Consider the following 18,994-nt stretch of genomic DNA (forward strand, 5'->3'; position numbering starts at 1 on the left):
CAACTGAGCTAAGGAGGAATTTAACTCTTTTATTTCAATCTCGATAGCTCCTCTGATTAATCCCGCATGTGCGGGACTCTAACCAACTGAGCTAAGGAGGAATTTAACTCTTTTATTTCTATCTCAATAGCTCCTCTGATTAATCCCGCATGTGCGGGACTCTAACCAACTGAGCTAAGGAGGAATTTAACTCTTTTATTTCAATCTCGATAGCTCCTCTGATTAATCCCGCATGTGCGGGACTCTAACCAACTGAGCTAAAAATGGATTTTGCGAGTGCAAATATAATTTAAATTTTAAATACTAAAAAACAAAATTCTTGATTTTTCAAAAAAAATAGACCGATTTAATCTTTAAACACAAAACGATAAATATCATTACCATTAGCATAAAGCACTAAAGCTATCAGCAAAAAGAATCCAATCATTTGGGCGTACTCCAAAACTTTTTCATTAGGTTTTCTGCCACTTACCATTTCATACAATAAGAAAACGACATGACCACCATCTAAAGCTGGAATTGGCAATATATTCATAAAGGCTAAAATAATAGAAATTAAAGCCGTAGTCATCCAAAAGGACTGCCAATCCCAAGCAGGTGGAAATAAACTACCAATAGCCCCAAAACCACCAACTTGTGAAGCCCCTTTTTTGGTAAACACATATTTAAACTGTGCGATATAATCTCTTAAGGTCCAATATCCGTAACTAATCCCAGAGCTAATACTTTCACTTAGTGAATAACTTTTATGCTCAAATCGATCAGCTAGTGAATTTTGAACAGCAATACCAATTTTCTTGTCTTCATTTAACACAATTTCAGTAGTGATTTTTTCTGAATTTGAGTTGATATAAGTCAACTGGATGGTATCGGATTTAGCTCCAGCAACGGCTTTTGTAAAATCATCCCAATAAGGTGTTGATTTTCCATCAACGGCTAAAAGTTTGTCGCCTTTTGCTAATCCTGCTTTGACACCAGGTTGATTAGGCAATACGGAATCAATTATAGGTTCTAGTTTAAAACCAAAAGGAAACATCACACCTTTCTGAAATAATTGACTGCCTATATCCTCAGGAAGTTTAATGGTTTCTCTGTTTCCATCAGCATGTTCTACAGTGATTGTGCTGACATCTCTTAACATCAAATATTTATTGACCTCAGGTTGATTTTTTAATGGCTCGCCATCCACACTTAGAATCACATCACCATCTTGAAACCCATAATCGTATAAGACTTCGTTTACGGCTAAGCCATTGTCTAAATTTTCCTTAGGAATATAATCTGTACCCCAAACAAAAAGCACCATGATATAAATGACAATTCCCACAATAATATTCACAGTAACTCCACCAAGCATAATTATGAGTCGTTGCCAAGCGGGTTTGCTTCTAAATTCCCATGGTTGAGGTGGTTTTGCCATTTGCTCTTTATCCATGCTTTCATCGATCATTCCTGCAATTTTCACATAACCACCAAGTGGCAACCAACCAATGCCATAAACGGTTTCTCCAATTTTCTTTTTAAACAAAGAAAATTTTACATCAAAAAAGAGATAAAATTTTTCAACCCTAGTTTTAAATAGTTTTGCTGGTATAAAATGGCCTAATTCGTGCAATACCACTAAGATTGATAAACTTAAAATGAGTTGTATAGCTTTTATCCAAAAGGTTTCCATAAAATTTTTATATCAAAAAGTTGACAAAAATAGACTTTTAAAATTGCATAAAAAAATATGCCTTTTTTTTATTTTCATCTTAACAAAATATTGTAGAATACATCCACTCAAACTCTTTATAGCATTGGTTATATTTGTAAAAAATTAGAATGCTCAAGTTTTTTTCAAGATATAAGTTTATTGCTGTGGTGATGTTTATCTTATCTGTGATCATCGTCACAATAATTTATAATCTCTACAAACCCGAACCTCGATTAAAAGTTTATCAACCTGATGAATTTACCAAAGAACTTGTAGATACTTCACTTCAACGCGTAAGAAAATTTCATCATATTAGTGATTTTAAGCTGATTAACCAATACGGCGACACTGTAACTCAAGACAATTTCAAAAACAAAATTTACATCACAGATTTCTTTTTTACCACTTGCCAAAGCATCTGCCCAATTATGACCAAACATATGGAAAAAATTCAAGCAACTTTTAAAAATGATGATGAGGTTATGTTGCTTTCACATTCCGTAACCCCACAAATTGATGATGTTGAGCGTTTGCGAAAATACGCAGAAGAGCACAACGCCATAAAAGGGAAATGGCATTTGGTCACTGGCGATAAGAAAGCAATTTACAAATTAGCTCGCCAGTCTTACTTTACCACCAAAACCACAGGCGATGGCGGAAAATACGATATGATTCATACTGAAAATTTTGTATTGATTGACAAAGAAAAACGCATTCGTGGCGTTTATGATGGCACCAATCCCGAAGAAATTGAACAAGCAATTAAAGACATCAAAATTTTAAAGCAAGAATATTTACAACAGTAATTAAGAGATTTTTTTATGCCATATCACACTAAACTATATTTTAATTAATTAACTTATTCTTAAACTTCATTCTCTTTATAAGTAGTTAAATACTTTAACTTTGTTTCATAAAAAAAAACTAAACATGAAAACACTTTACCAAAAATTTTTACTCATCGGTGTTTTAGCCCTTTTGGCTATACCAAATGCCTTTGGACAGACGACGATTTACAACGCAGACTTTTCCAACGAGGGAGATGGTTTTGCAGATCACACAACTTCTAACCCTCCTGCTCCTGCACCAGCAAGTGTAGGTCCATTTGGTACTGCACCAAATTCTTGGATATTAAGTTATACATCAATTCCAGGGACTGATACCTCTGCTAATTCTTTTAAGGTTGTAGGCGGAGTTTTAAAATCAGATGACTGGGGCGGGCAAGGTATTTTTGAGAGTCAAGTAATTGATGTTTCAGGGATGGCTAGTGTTGATGTTAGTGCTACTTCAGTGAATTCTGGTGCCAATGATGATAATTTCACTTATTTCTATATTTTAGATGGTGGTGCGAGAGTTAATACAAATATTGGTGCTACTATCACAGGTGATGCTGTTAACTACAATGTCTTAAATTTAGATGTTTCAGCTGCTTCAACTTTAGTAGTAGGATTTGAATTTAATGAAAATGGTGGAGGCGACGGTTATGAAACATCTTCGTTTACTGTAACTGGAACACCCTTATCCTCAGACACCCAAGTCAATTTTGCCTCGGCATCAACTTCAGTTTTAGAAAATGCTGGTAGCGTTGATTTAACTTTGAGCATCACCAATGAAGACGATACCAACCCCACTTCGGTTGATGTGGTCTTAACCACAGGTAACTCCACCGATATTGGTAATTATACCACACAAACGGTAACTTTTCCTGCGGGTTCAGCTGCTAATCAAACGCTAACGGTTAATGTCACAGATAATGCAATAGATGATGCCGATAAAAATTTAACTTTTACATTGCAAAACGTTACAGGAGGAACTAATGCCCAAATCGGTGCTCAAAACACATTTGATTTAACGATACAAGATGATGAATTAGCAGCACCAATAGCTTTACCTTACAATGAAGACTTTGCAAGTTGTGCCACAGCAGAATGGACAGCATTTGACCAAGCGGGTTCAAATTCTTGGACTTGCGGTGGTGGAGAATATGCAATGAATGGTTTTTCTGGTGGCACTGGCGATGATATTGATTGGTTAGTCTCTGATTTTAGAATCAATTTTGATGACTTTGCATCGGTTACCATAGCAGTTACAACTGCTGAACAATTTGGTGGTGTAGTTAATGAACCCGGCGAATTTAGATTAGTTTACTCAACTGATTATGACGGTTTAGGCAATCCCACTACGGCAACTTGGACAGACTTGACCTTTGACCCAAATAACACTTCAACTGGCTCTGGCTTGTCAGCACCTTCAACCTTTAATGTTGATGCATCAGGAGTTTCTGGAACGGCTTTTTTAGCCTTTATTTATGACGAAACCGTTACAGGTGCAGATACTGAAGATTGGAGAATTCAAAACATCAATATCATTTCAGGTTCTACACCAATCATAACTTTGTCTGAAACTTCACTTTCTGGATTTACTTATGAAGAAGGCAATGGTCCATCTTCAGAGCAAACTTTTACTGTAGAAGGGACTAATTTAAGTGGTGATCTCAATCTAACAGCACCGACAAATTTTGAAATCTCAACAACTTCAGGTTCAGGTTTTGCAAACTCAATTGCATTAACACCCACAAGTGGCGAAGTTGCAATTACAACAATTTATGTAAGATTATCTTCTGGCTTAACTGTTAACACTTTTAGTGGAACTCTTACAGCAACAAGCTCAGGTGCTTTACAACAAGACCTCAGTTTAGCTGGTGAAGTTACAGTAGCTGGCTTAACAACCATTGCAATAGAAGATTTTGATGGTTCTACGCCAAGCTGGACTTTTTCTAATGACATACTATTTTTTGACAATGGAACTGACGGCAAATATGGTGTATTTCCTGTGTCAACAAATCCAAGTTTAAATAACCCTAATTTTTCTCAAAACGTTTTATTTGAAAATGACTTAGATGACGAAGGAGATAATGGAACTACTGGTTTTGCCACAGTAACTTTTGAAGAAATTTCTGTTGTTAATTTTTCAAATATAACTCTTAGTTTTGATTGGCAAGTGATCAATTATAATGCTAATAATGATGATGCTAAATATGAAATTATAGTCGATGGTGTAAGTCAAGGTGAAGTTTTTCTTGTTGACGGTGGCGTTGACGCTACTGATGGATCTGGAAGTGTTTCTTTTAATGTTCCTGATAACTCAACCAGTGTAAGTTTACTTATTTCTGTTAGAAATAATGGAGGAGATGGTTTTTCTGCATTTGATAATATAAAATTAGAAGGAGTCTATAACGGCGACTTAATTTATACTGCTGGAGCTTGGTCTCCAAACGCTCCAAGTGCTTCTACTGGTGCAGATGATGCTTTGGTTCAAGACGGAACATATGTAACTTCTGGTGATATCAATTTAAATTCTATTTCTGTTCTATCTGGTGCTAATGTTGAAATAAGCTCTGGCAATGTGCTTAATATTGGCTCATCGATAAATAATAACGGAACTTTTACTTTCAAAAGCGATGCAACTAGCACAGCCCAACTTGCTGATGCCTCTGGTGTAAGCATTACTGGAAACGTAACAGTTGAACGCTTCATTCCTGCAGGAGACAACAACCTTAGAGCCTTTAGATTTCTCGCTTCACCTGTAACCACAAGCAATTCTATCAGAATGAACTGGCAAGAAGGTGCTGCGAGCAATACAGATGATCCAAATCCAGGATTTGGAACACACATTACAGGCTCAACTATAGATGGTACAAATGGTTTTGATGGAACAATCTCTGGAAACCCATCTTTATTGCTATTTGATAATTCAACTCAAATCTGGAGTCCAATTGACAATACTGATGTTAATACGTTAGAAGTTGGTAATGCCTATAATTTATTTGTTCGTGGAGACAGAAGTGTTGACTTAACAAGCAGTCCTCAAACGCCCACCAACACTACCTTACGAGCAACAGGAAGTCTAATTACTGGAAGTTTAGATTTATCATCAAGTCTTGCTACAGGCAATGCCGAATGGAGTTTGCTCGGTAATCCTTACCAAGCCATTGTTGATTTTAATGCCTTAACTTTTAATGGTGACATTAATAGCAATATGTTGTTTATTTGGAATCCTAATGCCTCCACACAAGGTGCTTATGAAGCTATTGATAATACAACGCCAGCTCAACAAGTGATACAACCTGGACAAAGTTTCTTTGTACAAAACTCCGCAACAGTTACAACTGCTCCTGGATTGGTATTTACAGAAACGGCTAAAAATACTTCAGGTATGATTACAAGTGTGTTTAACACAGATCAAATCGCAATAGCAAACCTTGAGTTGTATAATCCGAGTGATGTGCGTCTAGATATTGTCAAGTTCAGATTTGAAGCTGGAGCCAATAACGGCATTGATGATTTTGATGCGGGTAAATTATCAAACCCAACTGAAAATTTAGCCTCTGTTAATGGAAATACACTCTTGTCTATTGAAAGACGAGATATGCCTCAAGCAGATGAGATTGTGCCGTTGTCTATCACACAATTCCAAACCGCACAATACGAGTTCAGATTAGACACCGCCAACTGGGATGATGCGATTAATGTATATGTGGTTGATAATTATCTCAACACACAAACATTAATAACACCAAATCAAGCCTATAGTTTTAGTGTTGATACAAGTATTCCAGAAAGTATGTCAGAAACCCGTTTTGGCTTAAACTTTGATAACACGACTTTAAGTGTCAATGATAGCAACTTTGGTGCAGGCTTTAGCCTTTATCCTAACCCATCTCAAGATGGGGTATTTAGCATCAAAACGAGAAACTTAAATGGAGACAAGGTTGATGTAAAACTTCACAATATTTTAGGTCAACAAGTTTTGAGCCGAACGTTTAACGTAGAAGCTAATGGCGAAGTAAAAGTTAACGCATCTGAACTCTCATCTGGCGTTTATATGGTAGAGCTTAATCAAGCAGACCAAAGATATAAAAGCAAATTAATCATTAAATAAACAATCAAAATGAAAAGCACAATCTTAAAGACAAGTTTAATTTTAGCCGTGATATTGGTTACAACTTCATCACTGTATGCACAGTTGCCACCTGGCTTTGGCGATACCAATGTAGATGACACCACAGCACCAGCACCTATTTCTGGTTTGGTAGCCTTAGGAGTGATTGTTGGAGCAGCGATTGGTTATAAAAAACTAAAATAGCGACGAAAGAGACATATATCCTAGTTTTGATTTAAATCCCACTTCTTTAAAAAAAGAAGTGGGATTTTATTGTTTAATGTTATTTTAGATGTCTCCCATATATACGAGATTCTTAAAACACCTGTTTACCACAGGCTGATACATCGGTATTATGCTTTTTTTAATGACATTATTATTTCAGATTGGTATAATTTGACATCAATACAATTCTCTATCCTGACTGCCGTAAATTTGATTAGTCGAACTCTCGTTATTTAAACAATCTCAGCATTGATTCTTTCATCCAAAATCTTAGAACATCGGGGTTTTAAGTCTTTGTATGTACCTGATTTTACAGCACATTTACCTTTGTAGTGAATAAGGATTGTGCATTGTTCAGCTTGGATAGGATCGTGATCACAGGCTTTAATTAATGTTTCAATGACATGGTCAAATGTGTTGACTTCGTCATTATAAACAATGATTTCGTGTTCTTTTGAAATCTGTTCTTCTAAGACAACATCTTCTTGTATTTGTTCTTTTTGACTCATACTGCAAATATAATAGTCCAAAATTAATTTTTCATATATTTTGCACAAATCCAGTCGTTTTTTAATTGGTATTTAACACAATTTAAGTCTAATTCTTGGCAAACATCATCAATTTTGCTTAAATCATTTTCGTAAAATCCGCTTAAAAAAACTTTGCCACCTTTCTTTAAATGTCGATTATAAACAGGTAACTGTTCTAAAAGTATGTTTCTGTTGATATTGGCTAACACCACATCAAATTGACCTTCAATTAGTTCTTCGTCACCTTGTTTTACAGTGATATTTTTACATTGATTTCGGTCTTTATTTTCTAAAGTATTGATAAAACACCATTCGTCAATATCAATAGCTAAAATATGTTTTGCACCCAGTTTTTCTGATAGAATTGATAAAACGCCAGTGCCACAACCCATATCGAGAACCGAAAGATGTTTTAAATTTTCTTCGAGGAGCATTTCCATCATCATATGTGTTGTAGGATGATGACCTGTGCCAAAAGACATTTTAGGTTCGATGATCAATTCATGTTCAACATTAAAAGCCTTGTGAAACGGAGCTCTTATCACACAGTTTGAAGTGATGTAAACGGGTTTAAAATTATCTTCCCAAGTTTGGTTCCAATTGACATCTTCAATATCGTGCAATGTGTAACTCAACTCAAAATCTGAATTGTGAAATATTTGACAATCATCAATGTTTAGAGTTGATAAGTGTTCAGTTTTAATGTAAGCCTTAAGCTGTTTGTTTTCTTCAACAAAACTTTCAAAACCGAGTTCGTCGAGTTGAGCGATTAAAATTTGTGTGCCTTCTTCTTTAGGTTTTACTTTAAAACGAACTTCCGTATATGTCATTTTTAAAACTTTAGAAAGCCTTGATTATACTCACAAAATCATCTGCTTCTAACGAAGCACCACCGATTAAACCGCCATCGACATCGGGTTGAGAAAAAATTTCTTTGGCGTTGTTAGGCTTCACGCTACCGCCGTATAAAATCGACGTATTTTCAGCCGTTTCTTGATTATACTTTTCAACCAAAAGCGAACGTATAAACGCGTGCATTTCTTGGGCTTGTTCTGGGGAAGCGGTTTCGCCAGTGCCGATAGCCCAAACAGGTTCATAAGCTAAAACCACTTGTTTGAATTCATCTTTGCTCAATTGAAAAACAGAATCTTCAAGTTGTTGTTTCACTACATCAAAATGTTTGTTGTTTTTTCTGTCTTCTAGAACTTCGCCTATACAAAACATCAACTGCATTCCAGATTGAACCACTTTAGATGATTTTTGTGCTAATAGTTCGTGACTTTCGTTAAAAATAGAACGGCGTTCGCTATGTCCAATAATCACCGTTGAAACGCCAACACTACTCAACATATCTGTGCTGACTTCACCTGTAAAAGCACCGCTATCAGCAAAATGCACGTTTTGAGCCGCAAGTGAAATATTAGAATTTTTTATCAATTCGTTAACGGAATATAAATTTGGAAATGTCGGTGCAATAACCACTTCAACTTTAGTATTTTTAGGCACTTTAGTGGTTAATTCTTTTGTGAGTTGTTGAGACTCTTCAAGGGTTTTGTTCATTTTCCAGTTTCCAGCAACAATGTGTTTTCTCATCATATTTTTATTTAGGTTAAGTAGAATATCTAATTCTTGGGTCGAGCCAAGTGTAAATTATATCTACAAATATATTGATAATGATAAACATAAGTGCAATGATAAGCACAGCACCCATAATAATTGGTAAATCTAAGGTTTCTAAAGCGTTAACAATTTCTTTTCCCAAACCATTCCAACCAAAAATATATTCAACGAAAACGGCTCCAGCAAGCATTGATGCAAACCAACCTGAAATAGCAGTAATCACAGGATTTAATGCGTTTTTAAGTGCGTGTTTGTAAATGATATTAAACTCAGAAAGCCCTTTGGCACGTGCGGTTCTGATGTAATCTTCTTGCAACTGTTCTAATAAAGCATTTCTCATCAATTGTGAGACAACCGCCAAAGGTCTAATGCCAAGCACCACAGCAGGAAGCAGTAAATTTTTTAAAATCAAATGTCTTTGCTCACCAAAATCATCTAATTCATAAAGATTTCCTGTCATGTTTAAACCCGTTAAATCTTTAAGTACATAAGCAAAAAACCAAGCAAATAAAATAGCACTGAAAAAAGAAGGCAAGCTCATCCCTAAGGTGCTTAGCAGTTGAATACTTTTATCTAAAACCGTGTCTTGGAAAATAGCTGAAAAAATACCGAGTAAAATTCCTACGAGTAATGCAATCGTAATCGCACTGATAGCCAAAATAGCGGTATTAGGCAAAGTTTCAGCAATAATTGAAGCTACAGTTCGACCATTTTGCTGAAATGATTCTCTTAAATATGGCGTTTTGAGAGCGATTTCGTAATTTGAAATACTAAATAATTGTGTTGCTTTATATTTATTTGAACTTAACGAAGTGTAATGATTGTCATCTTTTTTATGAATGGATAATGGCGATAAATCATTTAAATAGTATAAATACTGCACTGAAATAGGTTGATCAAAACCATATTTTTGTTTGATTTTATCAATTTGTTCTTGCGATTGGTTTTGACCTAACATCATTTGAGCTGGGTCTCCAGGCAATACCGAAAACATAAAAAATATAACCGTGACCACACCAAATAAGGTGAGTAATGCGTAGCCTATTCTTTTAAATAATAAAATCAGCAAAGTTGTATATTTTAAACTCTGATTGAGCGTAATCTAAAACTCTAAATCTTCAGCATCATGCCAATGCACTTTTTGTTTGATGGTACCTTTGTTCAAAACTAATAACCCAGGGTTAGAACGCACAATGGTTTTGATAGCGGTTTCATCTGCAAAGTAAAAATCGAGCTCGGTTTGTAATTGTTCATTTATTATGTTTTGTGCTTTTATACCTGATGAAGTCAACACAATCAGCTTATAGCCTTTTGATTTTGCTTTTTCAAGAACAGGTTGAATCGCTTTCCAAGCTTCAATTTCGCTTTTAGATAAATTATAAGATGCTATCATAAGCAATTGAGGTTCAGCCATCAATTCTTCGGTATAATCTTCTCCGTTTTTTTCTAATGAAAAATCGTGAATTGGCGGAATATAACCTTCATCAACAAGCTCAGTTTCATATTCAATAAGTTCGCCGTCAACTTGTGGATAACTGCCTTGAGTGGTTATGGTTTTTTCTTCACCGTCAATATTAAATTTCCAATGATAATTATAAACAGCTTTTTGTGCACCTTCAGGCACAGTCATCGACTCGGGAATGTTGGCACCGATGTGGTATGGTCTAAAATCCACAACAGGTAAATGGTTTAAGCCATAATAGCTTAAATATCCACTAACCACAAACGCAATTAAAAACACCACAAACGCCACAGATTTTGGCAGAATGGGTTTGAGATATTGTTTTTTAAAGAAAATAAATAGAATTAAAACCAATAAAATCACGTCTTTATAAAATGATTGCCAAGGATTTAATGGAATAGCATCACCAAAACATCCACAATCTGTTACTTTATTGAAAAAAGCCGAATAAAAGGTTAAAAACGTAAAAAAGATAATCATCAATAACAAGCTCCATCGTGTGAATTTAGGAGCAAAACCGAGTAATAAAGTTAGACCGAGAAGCAATTCAAAAATTACGATAAAAACTGATAGAGGCAATGCTAATGGGACTAAAAATTCTAATTCAAAAACACCAGGACCAAAATATTCTTCTAGCTTATACGAAAAACCCAAAGGGTCAACGAGCTTAACATATCCACTGAAAATGAATAAAGCTCCTACTATTATTCTTGCAATTTGATAGATATATTTCATAACTTCATTATTTTGATTCTTTCATTAATATTAAAGCAAATACAGCATAGTTCAGCATATCTTGATAGTTGGCATCAACACCTTCACTGACTTGAGTTTGACCTTTGTTGTTTTCTATTTGTTTGACTCTCAATAGTTTTTGTAAAATTAAATCGGTAAGCGAACTCACACGCAAATCTCGCCAAGCTTCACCGTAATCGTGGTTTTTGTTTTCCATCAAAGCCTTCGTGTCTTTGACCACTTGATCGTAAAGTTTTGTGGCTTCTTCAACGTCTAAATCGGGTTGTTGAGCTACGCCTTTTTTAAGTTGAATCAAAGCCATAGCCGAATAATTGATAATACCAATAAATTCACCTTCTATATCATCGGCAACTTTTTGAGGTTTACCGTCTTGCAAACTTCTGATGCGCTGGGCCTTGATAAAAATTTGATCGGTCAGTGATGGTAATCTTAAAATACGCCACGCACTACCGTAATCAGACATTTTTTTTATAAAAAGTTCTCTGCATTTTTTGATTACATCATCAAATTCTTGTGAAGTCTTGCTCATACATTTTAACTTAAATTCTCAAATATAAAACACATGTCTTAAACATTGTCTATTTTTTTAAAATTAAAAACCGAATTATCAATTCTAATTAAATATCTACTTAACGGACGTTAAATTTTAAAAATTCTGTTGCACAAATAAAAAGTAGTTTATAGTTTTATAAAAAATTGAAAGATGAAAAGGCTTAATTTATTAAAAAAATTAGATAAAGAACGTTCTAAAGCAAATGAAGATAAGCTTTTGGATGATGTAAAGAGTTTTTTAAATCAACTTCAAAATGAGGATGAAAACATTAGAAAGCAAGTTTTAAAAAACATAGATTCTGATGATGATGTGAATGATTTTGTATTTGACGATTTAGACACCAAACGCATTTATCATATCTCTCAGATTGAAAAAATATGTGTGAATTACCGTTTGCGGTTTTTAAATTCTAACTTATTTAAAGGTGATTTGCCACAGGAAGCAATACAAGAAATCAAACGCCTTAATACTGAACACCATACAGAATTAAAAGGCTTTAAAATCATAGCACCATCAAAATTATTTAAATTAAAAAACGCTGATGATCCTATTTTAATGGCATCAATGGGAAATGACTACTATTATTTTATCCACAAATGGGGTGACGATTTACATCCTTTACGCAGGTTTTTGGTTTGGCCAGTCAAAACCTTAGAAAATTTTGTTTTTTCAATGTTTGCGTTGAGTTTAATTATCACATCATTAGTGCCGAATGGTCTTTTTATGAACGAAAATTCTAACACAGAATTTTTCCTTTTATTTATTTTTATGTTTAAATGGTTATTGGGAATGGCAATTTATTATGGATTTGCTAAAGGTAAAAATTTTAATACGGCGATTTGGCAAAGCAAATATTTTAATGCTTAACTTTGCAGAAATTTCAATACTTTTGAAACCCTGCCAGTTTGGTGGGGTTTTTAGTTTAATATTTTAAAAAAATGAAAACACAAGATTTAGTTCACATTGCCGAAGAATTTGGAAGTCCTGTTTATGTTTATGACAGTGAAAAAATTATTTCACAATACAAACGCTTGACTAATGCTTTTAAAAATGTAGAAAATTTGCGTTTGCATTACGCTGTTAAAGCACTTTCAAATTTGAGTGTTCTGAAGCTTTTCAATCAATTAGGTAGTGGTTTAGATACGGTTTCTATTCAAGAAGTTAAACTCGGTATAGAAGCTGGTGTTGAGCCTTCTAAAATTATTTATACGCCTAATGGTGTTTCAATTGAAGAGCTTGAAGAAGCGATAGGCTTAGGGGTTCAAATCAATATAGACAATCTTGTAGTTTTAGAACAATTTGGTACAAAACATCCTGAGGTGCCAGTTTGTATTCGTATCAATCCGCATGTGATGGCTGGTGGTAACACCAATATTTCTGTCGGACATATCGATTCTAAATTTGGGATTTCTATTCACCAAATGCCACATATTTTACGTATTGTAGAAAACACCAAAATGCACATCAACGGCGTTCATATGCATACGGGAAGTGATATTTTAGATATTGATGTGTTTCTGCATGCAGCTGAAATTTTGTTTGAAGTCGCAGAAAATTTCAAGGATTTAGAGTTTTTAGATTTTGGTAGCGGTTTTAAAGTGCCTTATCACGACAACGATATTCAAACCGATATTGATGAATTGGGCAAAAAACTCACTAAGCGTTTTAATGCATTTTGCAAATCTTATGGCCGTGAGTTGGCTTTAGCCTTTGAACCAGGTAAATTTTTGGTGAGTGAAGCTGGATTTTTTTTAGTGAAAGTGAATGTTGTTAAGCAAACCACATCAACGGTTTTTGCACAGGTTGACTCGGGTTTCAATCATTTAATTCGTCCGATGCTTTACGGTGCACAACACGACATTATCAATGTGTCTCATCCTGATCGTAAAAAACGATTTTATTCTGTTGTGGGTTACATCTGTGAAACCGATACGTTTGCCAACAACAAAATGATCAGCGAAATCAGTGAAGGTGATATTTTGGCTTTTAAAAATGCTGGTGCTTACTGTCAAACTATGGCCAGTAATTATAATTCTAGATTTAGACCTGCTGAAGTGTTATGGCATAAAGGCAAAGCCCATTTGATTCGCCAACGAGAAACTTTTGAAGATTTGGTAAGAAATCAGGTGGTTTTGGAATTAGATGTTTAGTTTTTTATTTGGTTCTTAAATAATGATGTTATTTTTGAGGATGTTTTATCTTTACATTTGACTAAAATAAAACCTGATGATTTCCCAATCCTCCATCCAAAACGTTCTTGACGCCGCTCGGGTTGAAGAGGTGATAGGCGATTTTGTTCAACTAAAAAAATCCGGAAGTAATTTTAAAGGTTTAAGTCCCTTTACTGACGAACGCACGCCGAGTTTTATGGTGTCTCCTGTTAAGCAAATATGGAAAGATTTTTCGAGTGGCAAAGGTGGCAATGCCATTTCCTTTATCATGGAGCACGAACATTTTTCGTATCCCGAAGCCATCAAATATCTCGCCAAAAAATACAATATTGAAATAGAAGAAACCGAACAAACCGACGAGCAAAAAGAAGCAGCTAGCGAGCGTGAGAGCATGTATTTGGTTAATAGTTTTGCACAAGATTTTTTTGTTAATCAAATGATGAAAACCGACGAAGGTCGGTCTGTGGGTTTAAGTTATTTTAAAGAACGTGGTTTTAATGAAGACAGCATAAAAACTTTTAAATTAGGTTATTCGCCAGAAGCTTGGCAAGCACTTACTGACAAAGCCATCAGCAAAGGCTACAAACTTGAGTTTTTAGAAAAAACAGGTCTGACTGTTGTTAAAGACGATAAAAAATTTGATCGATTTCGTGGCAGAGTCATTTTCCCTATTCACTCACTCACTGGGCGTGTTCTCGGGTTTGGTGGTCGTATTTTGTCGCAGGACAAAAAAACAGCAAAATATCTCAACTCACCAGAAAGCGAGGTTTACCACAAGAGTAAGGTTTTGTATGGTTTGTATCAAGCCAAAGCTGAAATTGCCAAAGCTGACAATTGCTATCTTGTAGAAGGTTATACCGATGTGATTCAGTTTCATCAAGCGGGAATTAAAAATGTTGTCTCTTCATCTGGAACGGCATTAACCGAGCAACAAATTAGACTTATTCAGCGACTCACTCCTAATATTACAGTTTTATTCGACGGAGACGATGCAGGAATTCGAGCCTCAATTCGAGGAATTGATATGATTTTGGAGCAAGATATGCAAGTCAAAGTTTGTAGCTTTCCCGAAGGTGAAGACCCAGATAGTTTTGCTAAAGCTCATAGTCAAGAGGAAATCAAAGCCTATTTAGTAGAAAATTCTAAAGATTTTATACGCTATAAAGCTCAACTGCTCAATGCTACAGCAAAAGATGACCCAAGCCAAAAAGCGGTAGTTACTCGCGACATTATCAACAGCATTGCTAAAATTCCTGATCTTATCCAACAAGAATTGTATGTAAAAACTTGTGCAGAAATCATGCAAGTTTCTGAAGAGGTTTTATTTAGCACTTTGGCTCAGATTAAAACCAGAAACGAAAAAGAAGCCCGACGCACTGAAAGACAAAGCCGTCAAAATCAACAAATGGCAGTGGTTACTCAAGAACCTGCTTCACAAAAAAAAGTCAATCAACAAGAAGAGTTAGAACGCATCATTATCAGTTTGTTGTTGCGTTATGGCAATCAAAAAGCGGAGTTTGTAGATTATCTTCTCAAAGAAAATGATGAAGGTGAACTTGAGTTGGCTACTGAAAAAAATGAGGAAATAGTCTTCAATAAAATTTATATGGAATTGCAAGAAGATGAAATTGAATTTACAAACCCAATATTTAAGACCATATATGAATTGATTTGTGAACAATATTCAAAGTATCAATCCATAGATCATAAAAGTTTATCATCACAAGACAACCAAGACATTAATGCTGAAATATCTTCAGCTTTGCTTGACAATGAAAGTCATAATTTACACCGTTGGGAAGACAAAAACATATTTGTTACTCCAAAAGAAGACATTGACCCTAAAGAAGTAACACAAACCATCTTGAACCTACGCCGATTATTGATTCAAAAAAAAATTGAAGATTTAAGTTATAGTATAAAAGAAAATGTTCAGGAGAGCCATATTGAAGTTTTGATGGAAACCAAAGACTACAAAAAATTAGAAATGCTGATCTCAGACAAAATTGGTCGTGTGATGTAGAATGATAATTAAGTGTGAAGACTTATAAATTTTCTCCTATATTTAAGCTTTATATTTTCCTATGAAAGCACTTGGTTTAATTTTAAAATCTAAGTATTATTTCGCTCCAGCATTTATTTTTCTATCACTCAATTTGTGTGTAGGAACTTGGGCTGTGAGTATTCCTCAGATAAAATCTAGAATTGGATTTTCTGAAGCCGAGTTAGGTATTGCCATTTTATGTTTTGGATTAGGGACGTTTATAATGCTTTTGATTACCCCAAATCTCATCAAGCGTTTTGGTTTAGGCAAAGCCTGTTTACTGGGTATAATTTTTGTTGGGTTAAGTTTTTTAGGACCATATCTTGTTTCTTCTTATGTGATTTTATGTGTAGCTTTATTTATTCTTGGACTCAGCACAGGATTTATTGATATTGGGATGAATACTTTAGTTTCACAAATAGAACAAATACAAGATGTTAATATCATGTCAGCAAATCATGGTTTTTTTAGTTTAGGTGGGGTTTTAAGCGGAGGTTTAGGAGCTTTATGTATGGCATATTTTGGAGACATCCCATTGAGTTATGTGCTTGTTTTGTGTGTTTTGGTTTTGGCTTTAAATATTTATTTTTCAAAATTTTACATCAATATTGATTTGGATCACAGCAATTCGCCATCATTTGATTTAAGGTATATCAAGCCATTATTTGTGTTACTCATCATTGGGTTTATTTGCATGGGAGCAGAAGGTGCTGTGGCCGATTGGAGTGCATTATACCTTAAAGATATATCAAAGGCAGAGCCATTTTGGTTGGCGATTGGGTTTTTGTCTTTTTCGGTTTTTATGACCTTAGGTCGATTTTTAGGCGATGCCATTAGTAATCGTTATGGGAGTAAAAAAGTCTTGGTGGTTGGTTTGTTGACTTCTGTTTTAGGGTTTGGTTTAGTGTTGTTAAAAGATGTTTTATGGACAATTTCCGGTTTTGGTTTGGTCGGTTTTGGGCTTTCTGTAGTGATTCCAGAATTGTTTAGAATGGGCGGTCGATACCAATATTTAGAAAAATCTCGAGCTATTGCATTAATTGCAGGTTCTGGATATATTGGCTTTTTAATCGGTCCAGTTTTTTTAGGTTTTATAGCTGATTTTAGTAGTCTATGGTGGTCATTTGTCCTGATTTTGGCAATGATCCTGTTGTCTTTGATGTTGAGTTTGATTTATAAAACGCCAAAGCATTAACTCGAAATTTAATTTTAAAGTCCAAATTATTAGGGTTTCCACAGAAAGTCAGAATTTAAAGTTATAGATTTCGGATTTGTTATAAATAGAATGGCTCCAATCCAACTATTTAGTGGTTTATAGAAGAATGAGGATATCCTTATTAAAAGTTCAAAAATTCGTATAATCAAACCTGAATTTCAGGTGTCCACAAATGTTGCTCAAAATTGATAATTTTATCATCTTTTATTTTTATGCCTTCAGCTTCCAACATTTGTTGCATAACATCTGTTCCTGGAAAATGATGTTTACCAGTTAAAACTCCATTACGGTTCACCACACGATGAGCTGGTACATCGTCGTATTGATGTGAAGCATTCATGGCATAACCTACTGTTCTTGAGCTTTTAGCGGCTCCAAGTGCTTTGGCAATTGCCCCGTAAGTTGTGACTTTTCCCTGTGGAATTTGACGCACAATGTCGTAAACTTTTTCAAAAAAATCTGAAGAGGTTTTAGCCATACAATCGATAAAGGGTTATTAGTAATAAAGACAACATCAACGCTGCCATAAAGTAATTTGAATATTTTTTGAACAACAGATTTTGCTTGATAATTTTATCAAAAAAATAGACGTACAACAAAAACGTAGTCAAACTGCCTAAAGCAGCAGACAAAGAAAAAACAAGTTTGGTTGTCCAAGAAAACTCAATATGGTTTTGAGGCGTAAACAATGTTGATATCACGACAAAATAAGGAATAGGAAAAACATTAAGCCCTGAAATAAAGACACCTTTCAAAAAACTTTGGGTCAATTTTGTGCTTTTAGGTTGTAAGGCACTATACTTTTGTCGTCTTGCAGAGATTATAAAATAGACAAATAAAATAGACAAAACGATTATGCCCACAAATAGTATATTATCTTTAAAACTCGGATTTTTTAATATTGCTTTTGCAATAAGTATAGCAATTAAAGCTTGAATAAACACAACACTTGCTGCACCAAAGGCTTTGAATTTGCCTGCTTTTATGCTCACATTAACACAGGTTTTAGCCACTTCCATATTGACTAACCCAGGTGGAATAACTCCAGCTAAGGCTGCAAAAAAGGTGATAATAAACAGGTTAACTTCGTGCAAAATAGGTTCAGTTCAGTTTAAATTTTAGATATGTTATCGGTTTAGCTTTTTCTAAATATTGTTTTTCATAAAACGTTTGAATACCAACGACATCTTCTGGAGCTTCATGATTGACATAAATATCGTGATGGCTATACAAAATTTCTTGATTTAAACCTTCAAGGATTCCCAACGTATAGCCGTGCATAAATTCACTATCGGTTTTTAGATGAACAATACCTTCAGGCTTGAGAATATGTTTGTATTTGTCTAAAAACTCAGGATTGGTCATACGGTGTTTGCTGCGTTTATATTTAATTTGCGGATCTGGAAAGGTAATCCAAATTTCGCTAATTTCATTTTCTCCAAAAACATCAGCCACTAATTCGATTTGGGTTCTTAAAAAGGCGACGTTATTCATTTTTTGTTCAATTGCCGTTTTTGCACCACGCCAAAATCGAGCACCTTTTATATCGATACCTATAAAATTTTTATCTTGGTATTTTTTTGCTAAACCAACTGTATATTCACCTTTGCCACAACCGAGTTCAACTATTATAGGGTTGGTGTTTTTAAAATATAAAGCGTTCCAATGGCCTTTATATTTAAAACCCTGATTGACAACTTCTTCTCGGCTTGGCTGAATAACGTTGCCGAATGTTTCGTTATCTTTAAATCTTCGTAATTTATTTTTGCTGCCCAATACT

Annotated in this window: 17 protein-coding genes; 7 read left to right on the plus strand and 10 right to left on the minus strand. The window is 34.7% G+C overall.

Annotated elements, in window-relative coordinates:
• Positions 1-346: 346 nt before the first annotated feature.
• On the minus strand, positions 347-1,675 hold the full coding sequence (rseP, locus tag ACSSV5_RS07935; RefSeq protein WP_211064865.1) for an RIP metalloprotease RseP: 1,329 nt from the start codon (positions 1,673-1,675) through the stop codon (positions 347-349).
• Between the two features lie 149 nt (positions 1,676-1,824).
• Between rseP and ACSSV5_RS07940 the strand changes: the two genes are divergently transcribed.
• The 3 genes from ACSSV5_RS07940 to ACSSV5_RS07950 all read left to right on the plus strand — a co-directional run bounded on the left by ACSSV5_RS07940 (position 1,825) and on the right by ACSSV5_RS07950 (position 6,841).
• On the plus strand, positions 1,825-2,502 hold the full coding sequence (locus tag ACSSV5_RS07940; RefSeq protein ID WP_211064864.1) for an SCO family protein: 678 nt from the start codon (positions 1,825-1,827) through the stop codon (positions 2,500-2,502).
• Between the two features lie 124 nt (positions 2,503-2,626).
• Entirely contained in the window at positions 2,627-6,637 is a 4,011-nt protein-coding gene (locus tag ACSSV5_RS07945; protein ID WP_454245463.1) for a T9SS type A sorting domain-containing protein, read from the plus strand.
• A gap of 9 nt (positions 6,638-6,646) precedes the next feature.
• Positions 6,647-6,841 carry a hypothetical protein gene (locus ACSSV5_RS07950; protein ID WP_454245464.1) on the plus strand — a complete coding sequence of 65 codons (195 nt, stop codon included), beginning with the start codon at positions 6,647-6,649 and terminating at the stop codon, positions 6,839-6,841.
• A gap of 254 nt (positions 6,842-7,095) precedes the next feature.
• Here the strand turns inward: ACSSV5_RS07950 and ACSSV5_RS07955 are convergent, their stop codons facing one another.
• The 6 genes from ACSSV5_RS07955 to ACSSV5_RS07980 are packed head-to-tail and all read right to left on the minus strand — an operon-like array spanning position 7,096 to position 11,759.
• Positions 7,096-7,371: an ATP-dependent Clp protease adaptor ClpS gene (locus ACSSV5_RS07955; protein WP_454245465.1), complete on the minus strand. Its 276-nt coding sequence runs from the start codon at positions 7,369-7,371 to the stop codon at positions 7,096-7,098.
• Between the two features lie 23 nt (positions 7,372-7,394).
• Complete coding sequence (prmA, locus tag ACSSV5_RS07960; RefSeq protein WP_454245466.1) at positions 7,395-8,222, minus strand: 50S ribosomal protein L11 methyltransferase; 828 nt, start codon at positions 8,220-8,222, stop codon at positions 7,395-7,397.
• A 10-nt stretch (positions 8,223-8,232) separates the two neighbouring features.
• Positions 8,233-8,985, minus strand: a complete 753-nt coding sequence (gene tpiA, locus ACSSV5_RS07965) for a triose-phosphate isomerase (protein ID WP_211066897.1) — start codon at positions 8,983-8,985, stop codon at positions 8,233-8,235.
• A 16-nt stretch (positions 8,986-9,001) separates the two neighbouring features.
• Positions 9,002-10,081, minus strand: coding sequence for an ABC transporter permease (locus ACSSV5_RS07970; RefSeq protein WP_247653476.1), 1,080 nt, complete (start codon positions 10,079-10,081; stop codon positions 9,002-9,004).
• A 33-nt stretch (positions 10,082-10,114) separates the two neighbouring features.
• On the minus strand, positions 10,115-11,209 hold the full coding sequence (locus ACSSV5_RS07975; RefSeq protein ID WP_454245467.1) for a BT_3928 family protein: 1,095 nt from the start codon (positions 11,207-11,209) through the stop codon (positions 10,115-10,117).
• 7 nt (positions 11,210-11,216) lie between these two features.
• Positions 11,217-11,759, minus strand: coding sequence for a DUF1599 domain-containing protein (locus ACSSV5_RS07980; RefSeq protein WP_454245468.1), 543 nt, complete (start codon positions 11,757-11,759; stop codon positions 11,217-11,219).
• Positions 11,760-11,933: 174 nt separating this feature from the next.
• Here ACSSV5_RS07980 and ACSSV5_RS07985 point away from each other — a divergent pair, with 174 nt between their 5' ends.
• The 4 genes from ACSSV5_RS07985 to ACSSV5_RS08000 all read left to right on the plus strand — a co-directional run bounded on the left by ACSSV5_RS07985 (position 11,934) and on the right by ACSSV5_RS08000 (position 17,193).
• Complete coding sequence (locus ACSSV5_RS07985; RefSeq protein ID WP_211064857.1) at positions 11,934-12,650, plus strand: hypothetical protein; 717 nt, start codon at positions 11,934-11,936, stop codon at positions 12,648-12,650.
• A 71-nt stretch (positions 12,651-12,721) separates the two neighbouring features.
• A complete protein-coding gene (gene lysA / locus ACSSV5_RS07990; protein ID WP_454245469.1) occupies positions 12,722-13,933 on the plus strand; it encodes a diaminopimelate decarboxylase in 1,212 nt (403 codons plus the stop codon).
• Positions 13,934-14,009: 76 nt separating this feature from the next.
• Positions 14,010-15,977: a DNA primase gene (dnaG, locus tag ACSSV5_RS07995; protein WP_454245470.1), complete on the plus strand. Its 1,968-nt coding sequence runs from the start codon at positions 14,010-14,012 to the stop codon at positions 15,975-15,977.
• Positions 15,978-16,038: 61 nt separating this feature from the next.
• Positions 16,039-17,193: an MFS transporter gene (locus ACSSV5_RS08000; protein ID WP_454245471.1), complete on the plus strand. Its 1,155-nt coding sequence runs from the start codon at positions 16,039-16,041 to the stop codon at positions 17,191-17,193.
• A gap of 166 nt (positions 17,194-17,359) precedes the next feature.
• Here ACSSV5_RS08000 and ACSSV5_RS08005 read toward each other — a convergent pair whose 3' ends face one another.
• The 3 genes from ACSSV5_RS08005 to trmB are packed head-to-tail and all read right to left on the minus strand — an operon-like array spanning position 17,360 to position 18,990.
• Positions 17,360-17,692 carry an MGMT family protein gene (locus ACSSV5_RS08005; protein WP_454245472.1) on the minus strand — a complete coding sequence of 111 codons (333 nt, stop codon included), beginning with the start codon at positions 17,690-17,692 and terminating at the stop codon, positions 17,360-17,362.
• A complete protein-coding gene (locus ACSSV5_RS08010) occupies positions 17,685-18,308 on the minus strand; it encodes a LysE family translocator (RefSeq protein ID WP_454245473.1) in 624 nt (207 codons plus the stop codon). Before ACSSV5_RS08010 ends, ACSSV5_RS08005 begins: the two co-directional genes overlap by 8 nt.
• Positions 18,309-18,315: 7 nt before the next feature.
• Positions 18,316-18,990, minus strand: coding sequence for a tRNA (guanosine(46)-N7)-methyltransferase TrmB (gene trmB / locus ACSSV5_RS08015; RefSeq protein WP_454245474.1), 675 nt, complete (start codon positions 18,988-18,990; stop codon positions 18,316-18,318).
• Between the last annotated feature and the right edge of the window lie 4 nt (positions 18,991-18,994).

It is taken from the genome of Psychroflexus sp. MBR-150 (genome assembly GCF_053628795.1).

Excerpts from the sequence above, each read along its gene's own strand:
- ACSSV5_RS07945 (WP_454245463.1), top strand. The coding sequence starts at position 2,627 with ATGAAAACACTTTACCAAAAATTTTTACTCATCGGTGTTTTAGCCCTT.
- ACSSV5_RS07955 (WP_454245465.1), bottom strand. The coding sequence starts at position 7,371 with ATGAGTCAAAAAGAACAAATACAAGAAGATGTTGTCTTAGAAGAACAG.
- rseP (WP_211064865.1), bottom strand. The coding sequence starts at position 1,675 with ATGGAAACCTTTTGGATAAAAGCTATACAACTCATTTTAAGTTTATCA.
- ACSSV5_RS07985 (WP_211064857.1), top strand. The coding sequence starts at position 11,934 with ATGAAAAGGCTTAATTTATTAAAAAAATTAGATAAAGAACGTTCTAAA.
- ACSSV5_RS07975 (WP_454245467.1), bottom strand. The coding sequence starts at position 11,209 with ATGAAATATATCTATCAAATTGCAAGAATAATAGTAGGAGCTTTATTC.
- ACSSV5_RS08005 (WP_454245472.1), bottom strand. The coding sequence starts at position 17,692 with ATGGCTAAAACCTCTTCAGATTTTTTTGAAAAAGTTTACGACATTGTG.
- prmA (WP_454245466.1), bottom strand. The coding sequence starts at position 8,222 with ATGACATATACGGAAGTTCGTTTTAAAGTAAAACCTAAAGAAGAAGGC.
- dnaG (WP_454245470.1), top strand. The coding sequence starts at position 14,010 with ATGATTTCCCAATCCTCCATCCAAAACGTTCTTGACGCCGCTCGGGTT.
- ACSSV5_RS07980 (WP_454245468.1), bottom strand. The coding sequence starts at position 11,759 with ATGAGCAAGACTTCACAAGAATTTGATGATGTAATCAAAAAATGCAGA.
- ACSSV5_RS07950 (WP_454245464.1), top strand. The coding sequence starts at position 6,647 with ATGAAAAGCACAATCTTAAAGACAAGTTTAATTTTAGCCGTGATATTG.
- ACSSV5_RS07940 (WP_211064864.1), top strand. The coding sequence starts at position 1,825 with ATGCTCAAGTTTTTTTCAAGATATAAGTTTATTGCTGTGGTGATGTTT.
- lysA (WP_454245469.1), top strand. The coding sequence starts at position 12,722 with ATGAAAACACAAGATTTAGTTCACATTGCCGAAGAATTTGGAAGTCCT.
- tpiA (WP_211066897.1), bottom strand. The coding sequence starts at position 8,985 with ATGAGAAAACACATTGTTGCTGGAAACTGGAAAATGAACAAAACCCTT.
- ACSSV5_RS08000 (WP_454245471.1), top strand. The coding sequence starts at position 16,039 with ATGAAAGCACTTGGTTTAATTTTAAAATCTAAGTATTATTTCGCTCCA.